This is a genomic window from Pseudomonas sp. GD03903 (genome assembly GCF_029840045.1).
GTDB lineage: Bacteria > Pseudomonadota > Gammaproteobacteria > Pseudomonadales > Pseudomonadaceae > Pseudomonas > Pseudomonas pseudonitroreducens.
Genome location: NZ_JAOCBT010000005.1, coordinates 55,910 through 73,065, shown reverse-complemented (window position 1 = coordinate 73,065; position 17,156 = coordinate 55,910). Strand labels below are relative to the sequence as shown.

The following is a 17,156-nucleotide window of genomic DNA, read 5'->3' as shown; positions in this document are numbered from 1 at the left end:
CCATTGGGGGGACCTTTAGTTTCGCTTAATCGGGTCATCGCATGATCCAGGCAGCTTTGCTTGGAGGACTCGGATTTGGCTTTTTATCGGCGCATCGTAGCGATCTTTCTCCTGTGTGGTTGTGCGGTCGGCAGTGCGTGGGCGGACGGCCTTTTTCCCTCCTGGGGCCGCAGCGAGCGGCAATTTCTGGACGTTGCCGAAGTTCTCAAGCTGGACGCTGTGCAGCAGCAGGGCGATTCGTTCTCGGCCGCTGGACACGTTGCCGATGGCTACTACGTTTATCGCCATGCCATCAAGTTGGTCGATGCGCAGGGCCATGAAGTCAGCCTGACGCTTCCGGCAGGAACAGCCAAACACGACGAATTCTTTGGCGATACGGAAATCTATACGGGCGATGCCCTCAATCTGCGCTTTCCCGCCACCGCCCCCGGCCCGCTGACACTGCATTGGCAAGGGTGCGCGGAGGCAGGTATCTGCTATCCGCCGCAGACCATGAATGTGGCATTGCCGGCAGTGGTGGCCGGCACATCCCCGACCGGCAATGACTCCGTACAGCGGAGTTCGGCTTTGACCTCCACCAACACAGTCAGCTTGGGCGGAGCTACCGAGGTGGCAGAGGATCAAGCGGCAGCGCAGCGCCTAGCAGCATTGGGCCCCGTGTGGGGAACACTGCTGTTTTTTGGCTTCGGCTTGCTGCTCGCTTTCACACCATGCTCGCTCCCGATGATCCCCATCGTCTCCACCATGGTCGTCGGCAGCCAGGCCAAGCCGCGGCGGGCTTTCTTCCTCTCTCTGTCCTATGTCCTGGCGATGGCGGGCACCTACGCCGCGGTGGGCGTGGCCGCTGGCTTGGCCGGGGCCAACCTGCAAGCCACACTGCAATCGCCTTGGCTGCTCGGAGCGTTTGCAGCCTTGTTCCTGGTCCTGGCGAGTTCACTGTTCGGCCTGTTCGAGCTGCAGATGCCCTCGGCGCTGATCAATCGGGTCGAATCCGCCGGTAGAGATCGCTCGGGCGGGAGCATCTCCGGCGCGGCGGCGCTGGGCTTCCTCTCGGCGCTTCTGGTCGGGCCTTGCATGACCGCTCCATTGGCAGGCGCATTGCTGTACATCGGGCAGACCGGCAGCGCGGTCTACGGTGGCATGGCCTTGTTCGCGCTGGGTTTGGGCATGGGACTGCCCCTGCTGGCCATCGCCGTGTTCGGTGCCCGGGTCCTGCCACGGCCTGGCGCGTGGATGGACCGCGTGCGCGTGGCATTCGGCTACGTCATGGTGGGCATGGCCGTGATGATGCTGACGCGCTTCCTGCCCGGCACGGTCAGCCTGGTTCTGTGGGGCGCATGGGTCTTGTCGGTGGCGATTGGCCTGATCGCGTGGGGCCAGGCCGTGGCAGCGAAGCATCGGCTGGCATGGTCGCTGCGGTCCGGCGCCGTCTTCGCCGGCTTGTGGTCCATCCTGATGCTGGTCGGCGCGGCCTCTGGCGGCGAATCGGCATTGCAGCCGCTGGCCCACCTGCGCGGTGGTTCGACTTCGCCAGCACCGGCGGCGGGCGGCGTCGCTTACCTGCAGGCGAAATCGGTCGAGGACGTGGATGCGCATTTGGCACAGGCCGCTTCGCGCGGCCAATGGACCCTGATCGACTTCTACGCCGACTGGTGCGTCAGTTGCCATGTGATCGAACGCAACGTATTCGGCGACCCCGCCGTCGCGTCCCGCCTGGCCCGGATGCAGGTCGTGCGACCAGATGTGACGCGCAATGATGCGACCGATCAGGCCTTGCTCAAGCATTGGGGTGTCATGGGGCCGCCCACGCTCATTCTGGTTGGCCCGGACGGTACGGAACGCCGGGACCTGCGCGTCGTCGGTGAGATCGATGCCCGCGCCTTCCTGGTGCGCTTGGACAAGGCAGGTTCCTGATGATCAGCGTAGGTCCGTTCTCCGTCCAAGTCGTTGCCGTCTTCCTGGCCGTCCTGCTGGCCTGGGCGGTGGCGCGCATGGTTGCCAAGCGGTTGCCCGACTCTCCGTACAAGGCGGCCGGCGGAATGTTGCTGGACGCCGCTTTTGTGGGGTTTGTGGCGGCTCGCCTCGGCTACATCGCGCAATGGTGGGAAGAGTACGCGCAGTCGCCGATGTCCATGATTTCCATTGGCGACCAAGGCTTTTCGTGGTGGGTCGGTGTCCTGGCAGCGCTGGCGCTCATCTGGTGGCGCACCCGTGCGGTTCGGGCATTGCGCCGGCCTGTATTGGCGGGAGTTGCGGTCGGACTCGCAGCCTGGTTTGCTACCGGGGGCGTACTGGCTCTGCTGCAGCGCTCGGCACCGCCGTTGCCAGCGTTGACGCTCGCAACGCTCGATGAACAGCCAGTCGTCCTGAATTCCTATGCTGGGCGGCCCGTCGTGCTCAACCTCTGGGCGTCGTGGTGTCCACCATGCCGTCGCGAGATGCCGGTGTTCGAGCAGGCACAAGCGCAGTATCCCGATATCGCTTTTGTCATGGTCAACCAGGGAGAGAGCGCCCAGCAAGCCCGCGCCTTTCTTGAGAGCGAACGCCTGCATCTCAAGGATGTGCTGCTCGACCCCGCTTCCCAGACCATGCAGGCCGTCGCATCGCGAGGCCTGCCCACCACCTTGTTCTTCGATGAGCAAGGACGCCTGGTGGATACCCATCTGGGCGAACTCACGATGGCCAGCCTCAAACACACGGTGTCGCGCCGATTCGCGCCAGCCCAACAGATCAAGACAGACAAGGAGTAACCATGTTTGCACAACGCTCGCACATTTCGTTCCTGCTGGCCGCCAGCTTCATGGTGGTCACCGGCTGCAGCAAGGCAGAGACGGCTGACAAGCCGGCCGTCCTCAAGGCGCTGGAAGGTCAGGGCCTGACCGTCACGCAGGAATTCAAGGTCGGCGGCGGTCTGCGCGCCTTCGCTGCCGTCGCGGGTGACCGGCCCATTGCCGTGTACATCACGAGCGATGGCAATGCCATCGTGGGAACTCGCCTGAACGCCAAGGGCGAGCCAATGGACGAAGCGGACCTGGAAAAGCTGGCCGCCAAGCCGGTCAGCGACAAGGAATGGTCGCAGCTGCAGTCGTCCACCTGGGTGCTGGACGGCAAGGCAGATGCGCCGCGCGTCATCTACACCTTCAGCGATGCCAACTGCCCCTATTGCAACGCCTTCTGGGAAGCTGCACGCCCCTGGGTGGATTCCGGCAAGGTCCAGTTGCGGCACATTCTGGTAGGCATCATCAAGGATGACAGCCCGGCCAAAGCCGCGGCCATTCTTGGCGCGCCTGACCGGAGTGCGGCGTTGTTGACGAACGAGCGGCAGTTTGGCCAGGGCGGGATTACGCCAGCCAAGAGCGTGCCTGCCGATGTGCGCAAGATCCTCGATGACAACCTGGCACTCATGGCGAGCACCGGCTTCCGGGGGACGCCCGGCATCGTTGTACGCGGCCCCAATGGGATCCTCAAGAAGTACAACGGCATGCCGCGAGGGGCGCAATTGGGTGAAGTGCTGGGGCCGCGCTGAACCAGCCGCCCAGGCGCCGAACCTGATGGCCGCTTCTCTCAGCCCGCATCTCAGGCTGCTCAACGGAAATTGCACAAAGGATCATTCACTATGCTCTCGCTGACGGGTGGAGTGCTGGGCCTCATCATCGGAGCCGTGCTGGGATTGACTGGCGCCGGCGGCGGCATCTTCGCGGTGCCGGCGCTGGTGTTCGGCCTGGGCATGGACATCCGTCAGGCCGCGCCCGTGGCGCTGCTCGCCGTGGGAGCAGCGGCGACCCTGGGCGCTTTGCAGGGCTTGCGCCAGGGGGTAGTTCGGTACAAGGCAGCGATGATGTTGGCGGCTGCCGGCGCCGTGACGGCTCCGCTGGGCGTGCAGTTTGCCCACTGGCTTTCGCCTCGATGGCTGAACCTGATCTTCGTCGCCATCATGCTCGTGGTGGCCTACCGGATGTTCATGTCATCTCGCGGCAGCCAGACGCAGGACGATCTGGCTGACGAGCCAGCCCGGGTCTGCAAGATCTCCAAGGACACCGGCCGCTTCGTCTGGAACGTGCGAACAGCGACCACGCTGGGGAGCATCGGCATCGTCTCCGGTTTGGCCACGGGCATGTTGGGGGTGGGCGGCGGATTCATCATCGTCCCGGCTCTGGCGCATTTCAGCGAGCTGCGCATGCACAGCATCGTCGCGACCTCGCTCATGGTGATCGCGCTGCTGTCCGCTGTAACCGTGTTCATCGCGTGGAGTCATGGCATGACGCTCACCGCGCCCGCCTGGACATTCGTTCTCACGGCGCTCGTGGGCATGTCGCTCGGCCGTGTTCTGGCACGCAGGATTCCCTCAAAGATGCTCCAGCGGGTGTTTTCGATCACCTGCGTGGCCGTGGCGGCCCTCATGCTCATGCGCAATGTTGGCTAGAGGTCCGATGTTCGATTAATTGATTGTGGACGGGAAAATTCAATGCAGACAAGGAAAGTAGATGTCGCCATCATTGGCGCGGGAACCGCTGGCAGCACCGCATTCCATGCGCTGAAAGCGACAGGCAAACAGGTGGTTCTGATCGATCGGGGGCCATTGGGGACGACCTGCGCGCGCGTCGGATGCATGCCCTCGAAGGCGGCCCTGCATGCCGGCATGCACTGGAAGGTCGCCAAGGCACTGGCAGCGAGCGCCACGCCATCGACCCAAGGGCCGCAGGCCTTATGGTCCCACGCCCGCCAGACCAGGGATGCGCTGGCCGGCGCCGCCGCGGAGCGCACGCGCAAGGCGGCTGGCGAGAGCCTGATCATGGCCGAAGCGCGCTTCGTCGCGCCGGGCATCTTGCAGGCAGGTGAACAACGGATCGAGGCCAGCGCCTTCATCGTGGCGACGGGCTCTCGCCCGGTGGTCCCCAAAGCGCTCGACGGCGTTGCCTCCCGCATCCTGACCACCGATACCCTGTTCGACCTGGGCGTCCTGCCCGCACGGATGGGAATCCTGGGACTGGGCGCCATCGGGCTGGAACTCGGCCTGGCCCTGTCTCGCTTGGATGTGCAGGTGGTCGCGGCAGACCAGAAAGACGCCATCGGCGGCATCCAGGACCCCGATGTCCTGGAGCGGGCGATCGCCAGGTTCGAGACCGAGTTGCCGATGTGGTTGGGCGCCGCCGTCGAAGTCAGCCTTGAAGGCGACCAGGTGCGCATGCGCGCCGGCGAGCGCGACGCGCTCGTGGATCGGCTTCTCGTCGTGACGGGACGACAACCCAATACCGAGGCGCTCGATCTCGCCGCGGCCGGCATCTCCTTGGATCAGGCTGGCCGACCGAGCATCGACCCCGCGACCATGCAGGCCTGCGGGCCGTCCCAGGTGCCGATTTTCTTCGCAGGCGATGTGCAGCCGGATCGCCCTCTGATGCACGAGGCCGCGGACGAGGGTCAGATGGCAGCGCAAGCCGCACTGGCGAGCTTGCGCGGCGAAAGTTGGCCGGGCGCATCCCGGCGCGTGCCGATCACGATCCTGTTCACCGACCCGGATGCGTGCGCAGTCGGCATGACCTACGAGGCGGCGGTGCAGGAAGGCGCGGTCGTCGGCACCGCGGAAGGCAGCGGCAACGGGCGCTCCAAGATTCTTGGTGCTCCGGAAAACCTGCTGCACATCTATGCCGACCCCGGCTCAGGCGCCTTGCTCGGTGCCAGCATGCTCCTGACGCAAGGCGAGCACCTGGCGCACCTGATCGCTTGGGCGATCCAGGCGAAGCAGACCGTCAACGATCTGCTGGCCATGCCGTACTACCACCCCTCCATCGAGGAGATGCTGCAAAGCGCCTTGAAATCCGCATCCCAGCAGATGCGCCCGTGAACAACCCTTCTGACTGCACCACCGACCGACCATGACCCAAGACACCCAGCGCCCCACATTGAAAGTGATCCTCCACGCACCGACGGCAGAAGCCTTTGAGCGTGCGCGAAGCAATGCAACCAATCTCAAGCGCGCGGCGCCCGATGCCGATGTGCGCATCGTTGCGAACGCGCAAGCCGTCGCCGCCGCCCTGGACACGGCACCTTCCGACCTCGACGCGCTCACCTGGGTATGCCCGAACACACTTTCGCGGATCGGCAGGGACAACAGAGAGCCGCTCGAAGTACTGGACGGGCCTGCTGTTATCGAGATGGCGCGCATGCAGCAAGCGGGATGGATCTACATACGGGCGTAGCACGCGACTGCCGGTTCGGCATGGGGGGGCTGAGACCATGGAATTACGACATCTGCGCTATTTCATGGCCCTGGCTGAAGAGTTGCATTTCACGCGCGCCGCCGAGCGCCTGCACATCGAACAGCCCCCCTTGTCCCGTGCCATCAAAGAACTGGAGGACGAGCTAGGGGTCGTGCTGTTCGACCGGAACCGCCGTGGAACCGTGCTGACGTCGGCGGGTGTTGTCTTTCTTCAAGATATCCGCAGATTGTTCACCGTGCTCGAACAGGCACGCGAAAACGCCCAGGCCGTGGCAGCAGGTTTGCGAGGCAGTCTGCGCATCGCGATTTCCGACGGGGCAATCGATGCTCGCCTGTCGGCATTTCTGGCCCGGTGCCGCGCGGAGGAGCCGGAGATCGAGATACGGCTGTCCGAGGTTCCGCTGGCCGAGCAGTTGCGCGGCCTGCGGTCCGGGGATTTCATGATCGGATTCGCGCATACGGCCGACGTCGGCGACGACATACGGGCTGAGCCCATCTGGCGAGATCCATTGGTCATTGCCGTGCCGGCACGGCACGCACTGCTCGCCCACAAAAAGGTCCCGCTCCAAGAAGTCGGGATCCATCCACTGGTCTTGTGCGATCCCCATGCGTGCGAGGGCTACTGCCGGGAACTGACACGACTGCTGCAGGTGCTTGAGCACAAGTTGAACGTCGTCGAGGAGGTGTCCTCGCTGGACATGATGCTCACCTTGGTCGGTGCTGGTTACGGTATCGGCTTTCTCGCGGCGAGCAAGATTCCGGTTTGCCAACGCCCGGACGTGGTGATCCGTCCCCTGGCCATCGATTCAGCCGTCATCACGACTTACTTGCTGCGGGCCGACAGCAGTGATTTGTCGGCTTCGCTGGAGCGGTTCATCGTTCGCCTACGTGACTCTGCGAGCGGCTGAAGGCCCCGCTGGCAGACACCCTCAAAGATCGGTTTCGGCACGAAGATTGCGCTCGGTGGCCGCCATCAATTCAGCCGCGCTTATCCCAAGTGCTACTGAAATTTTCAGTATGAGGGGCAGCGTGGGCACGTGCTCTCCACGCTCGATCTTGCCCATGTGCGAGCGCGAAATGCCTGCCCGAGATGCGAACTCGTCTTGCGCGACTCCTTGTGCGACGCGCGCAGCGCGCACGGCCTGTCCGAAAGCTGTCGCCGCTGCGGATTCATACGTTGTTGTGCCAGAAGGACGGCCTGGCTGAATGGTTGATTTCTGCATTAGCAGAAGCGTCAAACAATCTGCCAAAATTAACCACGTTAAAGATAACGGCGTTAAACTTCACTCTTGACCACGATGCAAGTTCACCTACTCGGCCAGAACACTTTTTGGGGGCTCGCATGCATGATGCCACCAGCCAGTTTCCCCATCTCAGGCTTGCGATAGCACCTGGGGTGCCATCCTCATGCTTCTCCTCGCTTCTCGCCCTGCAACGCGCGGAAGAGCCGGAAATCACTATCGCGTTCTTTGAGACATCAAGTGACGACCTGGTGACGGGCATTGATGAAGGTCGTTACGACGCAGGAATGTCGCTTCGGGCCGTAAGCGCTCCGTCTCTGAAAAGCCAACCCTTGTGGATCGAGAACATCGCTGTTGCCATGCCATTGTGGTCCCCCTTGCTCGCCCAGACAAAGCTTACGATCGCCGAACTTTTGGACTACCCCGTGTTTCGCTGGCCGGCAGAAAGCTGCTCACTACTGGATCAGCGGCTGTCATCCCTCCCGTCTTTAAGCCGGCAGAGCGTCCAGCATGTGACCTCGTTCGACATGTTGGCGCTATGGGTCGGCGCTGGCTATGGTGTCGGGATCACCGCGCAATCGCGCATCGAGCGCGCTGATGCATGGGGGATCACCGCCCGGCCGCTGGCCGAGGGGCCCTACGAGGTCGTGACTCATCTGCAGCGCCTCAAAGGACGAACTAACGCGGTTTCTGAGCGGTTCGAGCGCAGAGCGATGCAGGTAGCCAAGGATAGTGCAGTCCAATCGAATACCCGATAGCGCGCCCGCGCTGAGCGTTCCCTGATGTGCAGACGCCAGGCGTCCGGCGATCTGCTGGACATGCATGATCGTCTGCTCGATTTCTCGACGGCGCATACCGGCGCCGTGTCCTTCGCTCCCGCACAGCGTGCTGAGCGAACTCATGCAGGCGGTGCAGATGTAGCGCGGGGGCCGTAAGGCCCCCGCGAGGGCTGTAACCCTATGCGCCGTCCAAGGCGACAGCGCTCTCCATCAGCCGGCGAACACTCTGGCGCACCTCTTCGGAGATAGGCCGCGGCGGTACGACCTCGGGAGCATTCGCATGTGGCTCGCTGCCTGCGATGATCTGTACCACCATGCCCAGATTGCTTGGCGTCACGATGTCGATGGCCGCGCGGTCACCCAGGTCGGGATGTGGCTGGGTCAGCATGCGGTAAAGCTCCCATGAATCCGCCTGGGGGTACTGGCGCATGAGCACCTGGGCCAGCTTGTGTTTGAGCGGCACCAGTTGCCAATCGGGAACTCGCTGCCCCCGGTTGCCCAGGCTGATGGAGAGCAGCTTGCCCGCCTTCAACTCGCGGTTGATCTGGTCCTTGGACTTTCCAGCCAACTTGCCGAACAGGGGCACCGGCAGACTGCTCGGCGATTCGTAGATGGCCAGCATTTCCTCGCGCTCGCGCTGGATGGCCGACACCTCGGGTTCTGGCGCATGAGTCGGGGATGGCGGCACCTGCGACAACCGTTGGAAGGTGATGCCCCCTTCGTTCGGCGTCACGACGATGGGGGTGGCCACCACCGGCGGAACGGGAGGCGCAGAGGAAGCTGCAACGATGGCGTCGGGCTTGTCCTCCTCCGCCATGGCCGGTACGCCCTCGATGTGGATAGTGAGGTGCGCGCTGGCCGCTTCGACTTGGCCCTGTTCGAGCAAGTCGAGGCGGTCGGCCCAGTCCTGCATCATCCGGCGGCGCGGTTCCACGTACTTGGCGTGGTTGTAGGCCGAACTCACCTTGTTTGGGTCGGAATGCGAAAGCTGCGCGTCCACCCAAATCTTGGGATAGCCGATCTCGTTGAGTGCCGTCGAGATGGTTCCACGAATACCGTGGCCGGTCAGTTTGTCCTCGTAGCCCATCCGCTTCAAGGCGGCGTTGAGCGTGTTCTCGCTGATGCGCTTCTTGAGTTCGCTGCGGTGCGTCAGCAGGTGGCGCTGGGCGGGCCGCATCACCCCCAGGAGGTAGCGCACGATCTCGATGGCCTGAAGGGACAGCGGCACGATGTAGGGCGGTACGTCCTGCGGCCGCTTCCCCGCTTTGCGCATCTCGTCCTGAAGCTGCTTGACGATCTGCGGGGGGATGATCCAAAGCCCACGGTCGAGGTCGAACTGATCCGGGGTCGCCAGCCGCAGTTCGCCGGTGCGCACGCCGGTCAAGAACAGCAGGCGGATACCGAGCTGGGTTTGCCAGCCGCGCGGGTTGTAGAGCCTGAGCTTCTGGAGGAACTCGGGAAGCTCGGGCAGGTGCAGGTAGGGGTTATGGGTCACCGCGGGCTTGGGCTCGGCCACTACGTCCAGGTCCGTGGCCGGATTGGCCTCCATGCCCTCGACGATGACGAGCGCATAGCGGAATAGCTGCCCCAGCCAGGTCCGGACCTTTTCGGCAGTGGTGAAGGCCTCGCGCTTCTCGATCCGCGCCAGGACGCCCAGGAGTTGCGGCCTGCGAATGTCATAGATCGACATCTGCTTGAGGCTGGGCAGCACGTCTTTCTCGAAGATCCGCTTGATCTGCGACAGTGTGCTGTTCCGGCCTTCCTTGAGTTCCTTGGCGCGGTGCTCGACCCAAGCATCGAAGACTGCCTTGAATGTGTAGTCCGAGGCCAGCTTGACCGCATGCCGTTTCTGCTTGCGGTCGGTGTGGGGGTTGATGCCTTGGGCCAGGAGCGCCCTGGCTTCGTCGCGCAAGGTGCGGGCTTCGCGCAGGCCGATCTCGGGATAGTTGCCCAGGGATATGCGTTTTTGCTTGCCGAGCCAGTAGTAGCGCAGGTGCCACGATTTGCCGCCGGTGGGGGCGACCACCAGGCCGAGGCCATCGGTATCGGGGATGCTGTAGGTTTTCTTGGCGGCCTTGGCTTGCCGCACGGTCAGATCAGAGAGTGCCATCATCAAACTCCTAAGTCGTGAGACTTAGGCTCAATGCTGCTGGTCATCCCGATCCAACCCCAGCAACAACCCGGAACCGGCACCACCCGCATTCTCTGGCCTCAATTTTGGCCTCAAAAACGCTGGCTGTCGGTGGATTTCCGTGGCTTTGGCTGGAATGAAAAAAGGGGCCGAAGCCCCTAATTTCAATGACTTACAGACGTCAGTGGAAGTCTGTAGATCAAAACTTGGAGCGGGAAACGAGACTCGAACTCGCGACCCCGACCTTGGCAAGGTCGTGCTCTACCAACTGAGCTATTCCCGCGTTGTCGTGTTGACGGGCGCCATTCTAACGATTTGGAAATGCCTGTCAACTCCTTGATTCAAAAAAACTTATTTCTCTTTCGGGGTCGTGTTCAGGTGCGGCCAGGCCGCCAGCAGATAGTGCAGCATCGACCACAGGGTAAGGATCGCGGCAACGATCAGCAGCGCATAGCCAACCAGGACCCAGAACGTCATCAGCGGCGGATTGGCCAGGAGAATCACCAGCGCCAGCATCTGCGCCGCGGTCTTCCACTTGCCCAGGCTGGAAACGGCGACATGCGCCCTCGCCCCGATCTCCGCCATCCACTCGCGCAACGCCGATACCACGATTTCGCGCCCGATGATGATAGCGGCGGGAAGCGTCAGCCACAGGTTCGCATGCTCCTCCACCAGCAGCACCAGCGCAGTGGCGACCATCAGCTTGTCCGCCACCGGGTCGAGGAAGGCCCCGAACGGCGTGCTCTGCCCCAATCGACGCGCCAGGTAGCCATCCAGCCAGTCGGTAGCGGCGGCAAGCGCGAACACGGCGCTGGCAGCCAGGTGGCTGGCCGGGAACGGGAGATAGAACAACAGGATGAAGATCGGAATGAGCAGAACGCGGAGCAGTGTGAGCAGGTTCGGGATATTCATCGGGTCGGAAGGTCTTCGAGTTGAGCCGGCATTCTACTCGCTGTGCAGGGCAGCATAAATCTGCTCTGCCAGCTTTTTGCTGATACCGGGGGCTTTGGCAATTTCATCGATACTGGCTCTGCCCAGTTCCTGCAATCCGCCGAAATGCTTGAGCAGGTCACGGCGGCGCTTGGGCCCGACGCCAGCGACGTCTTCTAGTGTCGAGGTGCGCCGGGCCTTGCCGCGCCGGGCGCGGTGGCCGGTGATCGCAAAGCGGTGTGCCTCGTCACGGATCTGCTGGATCAGATGCAGCGCAGGCGAGTCGGCGGGTAAGGTGAATTCGTGCTCGGCGTCGTTGAGGTAGAGCGTTTCAAGCCCAGGCTTGCGGGTGACACCCTTGGCTACGCCCAGCAAGGTCAGGCCGACCACAGCCAGTTCCTGCAGCACTTCCTGAGCCATCGCCAACTGTCCCTTGCCGCCGTCCACCAGGAGGATGTCGGGCATCTTGCCCTCGCCCTCTTTCAGGCGACTGAAACGACGGGTCAGCGCCTGGTGCATGGCAGCATAATCGTCGCCACCGGTAATGCCTTCGATATTGAAGCGGCGATAGTCCGACTTCAGCGCACCTTCCGGGCCGAAGACCACACAGGAAGCCACTGTCGCTTCGCCGCTGGAGTGGCTGATGTCGAAGCACTCGAGGCGCTGCGGCGCCTCGGGCAGATCCAGCGCCTCACCCAGCGCATCGAAGCGCGCAGCCATATGCTGGCGGTTGGCTAGACGCGCCGCCAGAGCCTGTTCGGCATTGGTCACTGCCAGCTGCTGCCAGCGCGCACGTGTGCCACGCACCCGCGGGGTGATTTCCAGCAGGCGACCTCGGGACTCCTCGATAGCCGCGGCGAGGATCGGGTAGTCCTCATGCACGGCATTGACGATCAGTTCATTCGGCAGGTCGCGCTCGTGGTGGCTGAGGTAGTACTGCCCAAGGAAGGCCAGCAGGACATCCCCCACCTCTTCTTCGATCGCCACCTGCGGGAAGAAATTCTTGCTACCCAGCACTCGCCCGCCACGCACGCTGATCAGGTGCACGCAAGCTCCACCAGGCGTTACGATGGCTGCCACCACATCCACGTTGCCGGTGCCGAACTCCATGCTCTGCTGGTCCTGCACACGGCGCAGGATCTGGACCTGGTCGCGTAGCTCGGCGGCCTTTTCGAAGTCCAGGCGCATCGCCGCCTGCTCCATGCTGGTGGACAACTCCTCGGCCAGTACGTTACTGCGCCCCTCGAGGAACATGATCGAGTGGCGCACGTCCTCGGCGTATTCCTCTTCGCTCACCAGCCCGACGCATGGTGCCTTGCAGCGCTTGATCTGGTACTGCAGGCAGGGACGCGTGCGGTTGCGGTAGTAGCTGTCCTCGCACTGCCGCACGAAGAAGGCCTTCTGCAGCAGCGCGAGGCTTTCGCGAATCGCCCCGGCGCTCGGGTACGGGCCGAAATAACGCCCCTTGGCCTTCTTTGCGCCACGATGGATGGTCAGACGCGGGTACTGATCCTCGCTCGACAGGAAGACGTAGGGGTACGACTTATCATCGCGCAGCAGGATGTTGTAAGGCGGGCGCCACTCCTTGATCAGCGTCTGCTCCAGCAGCAGCGCCTCGGTCTCGTTGCCGGTGATGGTGGTCTCGACCTGGGCGATCTTCGCCACCAGCGCGGCTGTCTTCGGCGCCAGGCCGGACTTGCGGAAATAACTGGAGAGACGCTTCTTGAGGTCTTTCGCCTTGCCGACGTACAGCAGCTTGGCGTCTGCGTCGAACATGCGATAAACGCCCGGCCGCCCGCTGCAGGTCGCCAGGAAGGCCGCCGAATCGAACGGTTGCACCATGATCAGTTGCTGGCGTCGACCATGCCGTGCCGGACAGCCAGCAGCGCCAGTTCGACGTCACTGGTGATCGAGAGCTTCTCGAAGATACGGTAGCGGTAGGTATTCACGGTCTTGGGCGAGAGGCACAGCTTGTCCGAGATGCTCTGCACCTTGTGGCAGTTAGCGATCATCAGTGCGATCTGGATTTCACGCTCGGAAAGTGTGTCGAACGGCGATGCATTCCGCTCCGGCTCGAAGGATTTCAATGCCAGGTTCTGCGCGATCTGCGGGCTGATGTAGCGCTGGCCGGCAAACACCTGGCGAATCGCCTGGACCATCTCGTCGAGGGCCGCGCCCTTGGTGAGGTAACCAGCCGCGCCGGCTTGCATCAGGCGAGTGGGGAACGGATCTTCTTCGCACACCGTCACCACCACAACGCGGACGTCCGGCTGGCTGCGCAGCAGCTTGCGGGTGGCTTCGAGGCCGCCAATGCCGGGCATCTTCACATCCATCAGGACGACATCGGGCTTCAGCTCGCGAGCCAGTTGCAGCCCTCGCTCGCCGGAGTCGGCCTGCCCGACAACCTGCAGGCCGTCGATATCAGCCAGCATGCGGGTAATTCCGGTGCGCACCAGATCGTGATCATCGACCACCAGCACCTTAATCACGCAGCACCCCTTGAGCAGAATGGAATGACGAGCCTCGCAAAAGAAGCCCCGAACAATTGCCGAACCTTAACAGAAAGCGGCTCTACGACCTAGCTTGGAAGCCGTTCGCCAAAATGCAAGCGCCAGAGAAATGCAGCACAGGCGGAATAAATGCTGACAGATGCCCGCTGGCACGTCTAGGACGGCCGTACCGGAGAGATCCCGCTCTGGAAATATCGATGGCAATCACGCAGCCACTGCCCTACCGATCGTGCGCTCAATCGGCGCTGCTGCCAGCGGACTCGCATCCACCACCCGAATCCGTATCCGCACTGCCACAGTCGGCGTGATCGCCTCTGCGGAACGAATCGCTATCGTCAGTTGCGACAGACGAGTTGATTAAGTCGTAGCTGGAACCGTCCCCCTGGTGCTTGCCTACGGCTCGCCGTGCTTTGCGTAACGCCAGCCATGCGGTACCGGCGACCAACAGGATTCCACAGAGGATTGATGCAGCCGTCACCGTCGAACTCCTTATCGACAGGCCTCAGGCCTCGACGGCATCCAGCAGTGCCCAGGGCTTGTAGCCAGCGCTGCGCGCTGCTTTCTCCGCCTCCAGGATGGCTTCGGTGCGACTCAGCGAGCGCGAGCGATGCTCGAAACGAAATGCGGGCCCACTATCGCCACGCACACTGAGAACGATCAGGTAGCCCCGCATGGGGTTGCTGACTTCCCGAGTGGTTTTGATCTTTTTCGGAGCAACGCCCAGCGCTTCGCGCATCTGCCGCTCGAGATCTTCGACTTGATTCATTCAGGATTTTCCGGAGGTTGGTACTTGAAGTTTAACTGAGCGGATCAATGTCCTACAGAATCATCTATCGGGATGATCGGCCTTTTCTGACGTTGTTCAACTTGTACAAGGCAATCGCAATCTGCGCGATACCTGATTGGACGAAAGGCCGAGACGAGGCACTTCCTCCGGCAGAAACGCGAAAGCCCCGCAGTGCGGGGCTTTCAACGTTGCAATAGTGGCGGAAGCGTAGAGATTCGAACTCTAGGACAGTTGCCCGTCGGCGGCTTTCAAGACCATCATACAAATCCCGCAAAGGTGCTGCGCTCAGCCGTGAAAGCATTCCGATTCTAACAGGAAATAAACCCTATACGAGACCCGATATTACTGAGGGCGCGAAATACCTTCTGGAACTGATTTTCGCCCCTTCTCGTCCGCTCTGAGCACCCTGTCCACCTCCCTTAATGTCACCTGACTCGTTCGACATACCAGTGACACGAAATTATCGATGATCAGCGACGCCTGCTGAAGTCGCGCTGTACGACAAAGTTGCCTTCCTCTACAGCACTGACGATCACTACCACTACTTACTTGCACAGGCTGACGAGGCCTGCCAGTTCGGGCTGATCTCCCTCTCAGAGCGGCAGGCGAAGGCCATCCACGCGCTCGGCGCATACTTGTTGAATGCCGAGCACAACAGCACAAGGGAGCTCCACTGGTGCCTGGTTTGCTACTACCATGCCCTGGTGAGGTGGTGAGGACGATCTGGACCGAAGGGCACTATCAGGACCTGCAGAGGGACGTGCTTGGCAACATCAACGGGCAGCCACCGAAGCTGAGCCTGCGCGAGGGTAGTTTCGACCGCGAATACGCCGGCGATATTGTTGGCCTGCAGATCATGCGCGACGAGAAAGAGCTCTTTGAGTTGCGCGAAGTGATTCCGGTCGGCGCCGGCGACAAGCGCTAGCCGTACCCAGGGGAATGATCAAGCCACTTTAACCGTCAAACTCTCATCGCCTGCCGATCCGCGTCGCTCATCCAGAGCGGGTAGCACTTGGTCCAGCGAATCCACCCAGACATCAATTCATCAATCAGTCCAGATGATCTCGTGATGCCCAAGGTGGTGAACGCGGAAAAGTCGAGACACTAGGACACAGTCGACGATACTGTCGCCCATCCAATGACGGTCAACCACCGCGTCCTCGGCGGTATAGGCGAGCGCGACCTTCATCGCAGCGCCCGCCGGGGCTTGCGTGCTTCCGCCTTGAGCCGGTGCGCCGGCACTGTTCTGGGCCTTCATTGCATCTACAGCTCGAACACGCACGCCATTTTCATCGAGCTCAGCGGGTATGGACCCAGGTAGTACACCCAGGCCTAGTTTCGGGCCGTCGACCTGCCGGACAGGAATGGACTCCACCGCATTACCTGTCGTAACTGTCGTGATGATATCGCTGACCACTTTTTACTTTTACAGCAATCTCCCTACTGGCAGGCCTGAACGGCCGTTTCCAGCCTCATCTTGTAGGCCTGGCGCTGCATTCGCTCGGCGCGCAGAGGCCACATCTATTCGTCGATCGCTGCGCCCTGGGGAAGCAAGCCGACGGCAAACGCTCGCTTCACCACTGGAGCGGTCCTGCACGGCATCGCCGTCCAGGCAGTACAGATCGAGCGCACGCCGGCAGGCCCCGAAGCATGCTCAGCGGTACGTCAGGCATTCAGCCTGGAACTGGCACCGGAGCGAGCACGGTGAGGATGATCTTGCCGTGGTGCTGGCCCCCTGCATCAGAGGCCCGTGCCTGAGCTGCGCGTGGTGGAAGTCCAAGTGTGGACTTCCCGCCCAGCAGCAAACGCCCCACCCTCGGCAGCCCCCCGCTGTGCTCGAGCACGATCCGCCGGTTGTGCTGCGGCCCCCAGCAGACTGACCAGTGCCTGTTTCTGGATCTCCACTCCAGCGGCTAAGGCCTCGCGAGTAGTCATGCAACTGGCTGCAGCAGCGGAGCCGTCGGCGATCTACTTCTGGGCAATATTGAATTGTGGTGAGTAATACTCAGCGGCCAGCCAAACGCCCAGGCCCGCGCCGTCGGCGAGTAACACCAGGACGGCCAACATCAGGACAGCTCCCCTTCACGTGGAAGCGCCCACGCACAACCCCATCGATCACATCGCCGGGTACGTCACACCATCATTTTCGTGTCGGATGATCGCAACCACTACGCCACTCAGGGTCGTCAGCAGGCGGACGTCGACAACATGGTTGCGCTGCCCGCCAAGGGCTTTGGCCTCAGTTCCGATGTACGCCTCGGTGTCGTTTTCGTAGCCAGGAGCCCAGCGACTGATCTTCTCGCGCTCGGCGTCGATGCCTGGGCCGCCCACACCTGGCATGCCGTTTTTGCCGCTGCAAGCCAGCAGCGGTTTGCCCAGCGCGTAGATGCCTTTCTCGGGGGCGGGGGGCGAAGCGGGAGAAGCGAGGCTTGGTCACGCCTAGCGCAAGACCGAGCCGGCCTTGCCAGGCGTTGCACGAGGTGTAATCGATGTTTCCGAGATCATTATTTCGCACGCCGCGAGTAGCCGCCACTCACTTTTTCCAGGCGAGAAAAGCCGGC

The 17,156-nt window shown here is 62.4% G+C and carries 16 protein-coding genes, 1 tRNA gene and 1 pseudogene; 9 read left to right on the top strand and 9 right to left on the bottom strand.

Annotated features, from left to right (window positions below; genetic code table 11):
* Nucleotides 1-60 precede the first annotated feature (60 nt).
* The 7 genes from dsbD to N5C91_RS09240 all read left to right on the top strand — a co-directional run bounded on the left by dsbD (nt 61) and on the right by N5C91_RS09240 (nt 7,125).
* Nucleotides 61-1,914: a protein-disulfide reductase DsbD gene (gene dsbD, locus N5C91_RS09270; protein WP_004350664.1), complete on the top strand. Its 1,854-nt coding sequence runs from the start codon at nt 61-63 to the stop codon at nt 1,912-1,914.
* Complete coding sequence (locus tag N5C91_RS09265) at nt 1,914-2,750, top strand: TlpA disulfide reductase family protein (RefSeq protein WP_004350666.1); 837 nt, start codon at nt 1,914-1,916, stop codon at nt 2,748-2,750. The genes dsbD and N5C91_RS09265 overlap by 1 nt, the downstream gene beginning before the upstream one ends.
* A gap of 2 nt (nt 2,751-2,752) precedes the next feature.
* Nucleotides 2,753-3,526, top strand: a complete 774-nt coding sequence (gene dsbG / locus N5C91_RS09260) for a thiol:disulfide interchange protein DsbG (RefSeq protein WP_003149839.1) — start codon at nt 2,753-2,755, stop codon at nt 3,524-3,526.
* 90 nt (nt 3,527-3,616) lie between these two features.
* Nucleotides 3,617-4,423 carry a sulfite exporter TauE/SafE family protein gene (locus tag N5C91_RS09255; protein ID WP_004350669.1) on the top strand — a complete coding sequence of 269 codons (807 nt, stop codon included), beginning with the start codon at nt 3,617-3,619 and terminating at the stop codon, nt 4,421-4,423.
* 42 nt (nt 4,424-4,465) lie between these two features.
* Nucleotides 4,466-5,842 carry a dihydrolipoyl dehydrogenase gene (locus N5C91_RS09250; protein ID WP_004350672.1) on the top strand — a complete coding sequence of 459 codons (1,377 nt, stop codon included), beginning with the start codon at nt 4,466-4,468 and terminating at the stop codon, nt 5,840-5,842.
* A 31-nt stretch (nt 5,843-5,873) separates the two neighbouring features.
* Entirely contained in the window at nt 5,874-6,197 is a 324-nt protein-coding gene (locus N5C91_RS09245) for a hypothetical protein (protein ID WP_003149844.1), read from the top strand.
* Between the two features lie 37 nt (nt 6,198-6,234).
* Nucleotides 6,235-7,125: a LysR substrate-binding domain-containing protein gene (locus N5C91_RS09240; protein WP_004350675.1), complete on the top strand. Its 891-nt coding sequence runs from the start codon at nt 6,235-6,237 to the stop codon at nt 7,123-7,125.
* 21 nt (nt 7,126-7,146) lie between these two features.
* On the opposite strand, the gene N5C91_RS09235 is transcribed toward N5C91_RS09240, so the two are convergent.
* A complete protein-coding gene (locus N5C91_RS09235; RefSeq protein WP_003149846.1) occupies nt 7,147-7,440 on the bottom strand; it encodes a helix-turn-helix transcriptional regulator in 294 nt (97 codons plus the stop codon).
* A 119-nt stretch (nt 7,441-7,559) separates the two neighbouring features.
* On the opposite strand from N5C91_RS09235, the gene N5C91_RS09230 reads away from it, so the two are divergent.
* Nucleotides 7,560-8,216 carry a substrate-binding domain-containing protein gene (locus tag N5C91_RS09230; RefSeq protein ID WP_003149848.1) on the top strand — a complete coding sequence of 219 codons (657 nt, stop codon included), beginning with the start codon at nt 7,560-7,562 and terminating at the stop codon, nt 8,214-8,216.
* A gap of 199 nt (nt 8,217-8,415) precedes the next feature.
* Here N5C91_RS09230 and N5C91_RS09225 read toward each other — a convergent pair whose 3' ends face one another.
* From N5C91_RS09225 to N5C91_RS09200, 6 genes are all read right to left on the bottom strand, one after another.
* On the bottom strand, nt 8,416-10,347 hold the full coding sequence (locus tag N5C91_RS09225; RefSeq protein ID WP_004350679.1) for an integrase arm-type DNA-binding domain-containing protein: 1,932 nt from the start codon (nt 10,345-10,347) through the stop codon (nt 8,416-8,418).
* Between the two features lie 228 nt (nt 10,348-10,575).
* Nucleotides 10,576-10,651, bottom strand: a tRNA-Gly gene (locus tag N5C91_RS09220).
* 68 nt (nt 10,652-10,719) lie between these two features.
* Nucleotides 10,720-11,280, bottom strand: coding sequence for a CDP-diacylglycerol--glycerol-3-phosphate 3-phosphatidyltransferase (pgsA, locus tag N5C91_RS09215; protein WP_279829252.1), 561 nt, complete (start codon nt 11,278-11,280; stop codon nt 10,720-10,722).
* A gap of 33 nt (nt 11,281-11,313) precedes the next feature.
* The gene (gene uvrC / locus N5C91_RS09210; RefSeq protein ID WP_236202094.1) at nt 11,314-13,140 is read right to left on the bottom strand and encodes an excinuclease ABC subunit UvrC; all 1,827 of its coding nucleotides are present in this window, start codon (nt 13,138-13,140) and stop codon (nt 11,314-11,316) included.
* A 2-nt stretch (nt 13,141-13,142) separates the two neighbouring features.
* Nucleotides 13,143-13,787, bottom strand: a complete 645-nt coding sequence (gene uvrY / locus N5C91_RS09205; RefSeq protein ID WP_017517075.1) for a UvrY/SirA/GacA family response regulator transcription factor — start codon at nt 13,785-13,787, stop codon at nt 13,143-13,145.
* Between the two features lie 523 nt (nt 13,788-14,310).
* The gene (locus N5C91_RS09200; protein WP_236202093.1) at nt 14,311-14,574 is read right to left on the bottom strand and encodes a hypothetical protein; all 264 of its coding nucleotides are present in this window, start codon (nt 14,572-14,574) and stop codon (nt 14,311-14,313) included.
* Nucleotides 14,575-15,355: 781 nt separating this feature from the next.
* On the opposite strand from N5C91_RS09200, the gene N5C91_RS09195 reads away from it, so the two are divergent.
* Nucleotides 15,356-15,520 carry a hypothetical protein gene (locus N5C91_RS09195; RefSeq protein WP_279829248.1) on the top strand — a complete coding sequence of 55 codons (165 nt, stop codon included), beginning with the start codon at nt 15,356-15,358 and terminating at the stop codon, nt 15,518-15,520.
* A 120-nt stretch (nt 15,521-15,640) separates the two neighbouring features.
* Here N5C91_RS09195 and N5C91_RS09190 read toward each other — a convergent pair whose 3' ends face one another.
* On the bottom strand, nt 15,641-16,012 hold the full coding sequence (locus tag N5C91_RS09190) for a hypothetical protein (RefSeq protein WP_279829247.1): 372 nt from the start codon (nt 16,010-16,012) through the stop codon (nt 15,641-15,643).
* Between the two features lie 698 nt (nt 16,013-16,710).
* A pseudogene (locus tag N5C91_RS09185) lies at nt 16,711-17,128 on the bottom strand (structural protein P5).
* Between the last annotated feature and the right edge of the window lie 28 nt (nt 17,129-17,156).